Source organism: Brevundimonas sp. GW821-FHT10E09 (assembly GCF_058809375.1).
This window is the reverse complement of sequence record NZ_JBXASO010000033.1, coordinates 1-1746: the sequence shown is the minus strand read 5'-3', so window position 1 is coordinate 1746 and position 1746 is coordinate 1. Positions and strand designations below refer to the sequence as shown.

Here is a 1746-nt window from a genome sequence, read left to right as displayed (position 1 = left end):
ATCCTGCCGCACCGGGCGGCGACCGCTCTGGTCACGACCGGTCCGTTCGCCTGGAGCCGCAACCCGATCTATCTCGCTAACGGGCTGCTTCTGCTCGGCCTCGGGGGCCTGTTCGACAACGCCTGGTTCTTCGTGGCCGCCCCCGTCGCCGCCTTCGCCACCGACCGCCTCGCCATCCGACGCGAGGAACGACACCTGGCGGCCCTCTTCGGCGCGGCGTGGTCCGTGTACGTGGGCCGGGTGCGCCGCTGGCTGGGCCGGCGGATGACGTCGTGATCACGTTAAGGCTCGCTTTCGGTTCCAGCGCCGCCCTGAAAGCGGATCCTGTGAAGGTCTGCAATGAGTCGAGGCCGTGTAAAAACGTGCTGAGCGACGGCGGGGCGGAGGTTGAGACGAAGCGCAGGACGCCTCGTGCTCAGGCCCGGATCGCCTCCATCAACGGCCTGGTTCCCATCACCGCCATCACCCGCTTCATATTGTAGGCCAGGATGTGGAGGCTGATCTCGGTCTTCACGTTGGGCAACCGCTTCATCAGGAAGTGGGAGTGGCCCATCCAGGCCTTAATGGTGCCGAACGGGTGTTCGACCAGGCTTCGCCGTTCACGCATGGCTCTGGGCCTCAGGTCCATTCGGGTTTGAAGGGCATCGATCACCGCTTCATGCTCCCACCGCGTGACCTTTCGTTCGACCGCAGGCGTGCACTGAGCCTTGATGCTACAGCCTGTGCAACTGGCCCGATCCCAGTACCGATGCAGCGTCATGCCTCTTTCGACGACGGTCATGTGGTACGGAAGCAGGGAGCCGGCCGGGCAACGGTAGACGTCTTGATCTGGCAGATAGACGAAGTCCTGCTTGCCGAAGCGCCCATTCGCCTTTGCGCCTGACGTCAGCGTCTTTGGCACGAAGGGCGTCGCGCCCAGGGCCTCACAGGCCAGGATTTCTTCGCCGGAGAAGTAGCCCCGGTCCGCCAGCACATCGAGCCTCTCCACGCCCATGGCCTCCTTGGCCTGACCCGCCATGTTCGCCAGCTGTTGCTTGTCCGAGCCGGTCATCACCACCTCGTGGGCGACGATCAGGTGATGCTCGCCCTCGACGGCGGATTGGACGTTGTAGCCGACGATGCCGCTCCCCCGGCCTGACGTCGCCATGGCGCGGGCGTCGGGATCGGTCAGGGACACCTGGCCGTCCGGCGACGCCTCGACCTCAGCCTCCATGACCTTCAGCATCGCCATCTGGGCGCGAACGCGATCGATCTTCTCGACCAGCCTCACCGACCGTGCCTCCACGCCATCCCCCTCGTGCCGATCGGCCGTATCGAGGTCCTCGAGGTAGCTGGCGATGTGCTCGGCAACCTGCTCGATCCGCCGCTTCACCTTGTAGGCGGTGAAGTTCTTGTCGCGGGTGTTCACCGCCTTGAACTTCGAACCGTCGATGGCGACGAGGGCCGATCCGAACAGGCCCAACTGTCGGCACAGCACCACGAACTGCGCACAGGCCGCCTGGATCGCAGGGCCATTCTCGCGGCGGAAGTCGGCGATGGTCTTGTGGTCCGGCGCCAGCCGCCCCGTTAGCCACATCAGTTCGACGTTGCGCTGCGCCTCACGCTCCAGTCGCCGGCTCGACTGCACCTTGTTCAGGTAGCCGTAGACGTAGAGCTTCAGCAGCATGGCCGGGTGATGGGGTGGACGCCCCCCGACGGCATCTATGTGCCAGAGTGAGGTGTTGAACAGCACTCGAAGGAGGCGTC

The 1746-nt window shown here is 65.1% G+C and carries 2 protein-coding genes; one reads left to right on the top strand and one right to left on the bottom strand.

Features of this window, described 5'->3' with window-relative positions; genetic code table 11:
• Positions 1-276 (top strand): methyltransferase family protein (locus AC1RSI_RS16680; protein ID WP_492322709.1); only part of this gene is annotated, 276 nt, incomplete at its 5' end.
• Between the two features lie 139 nt (positions 277-415).
• Here AC1RSI_RS16680 and AC1RSI_RS16675 read toward each other — a convergent pair.
• On the bottom strand, positions 416-1746 hold a 1331-nt coding region (locus AC1RSI_RS16675; RefSeq protein ID WP_492322710.1), incomplete at its 5' end, for an IS1182 family transposase.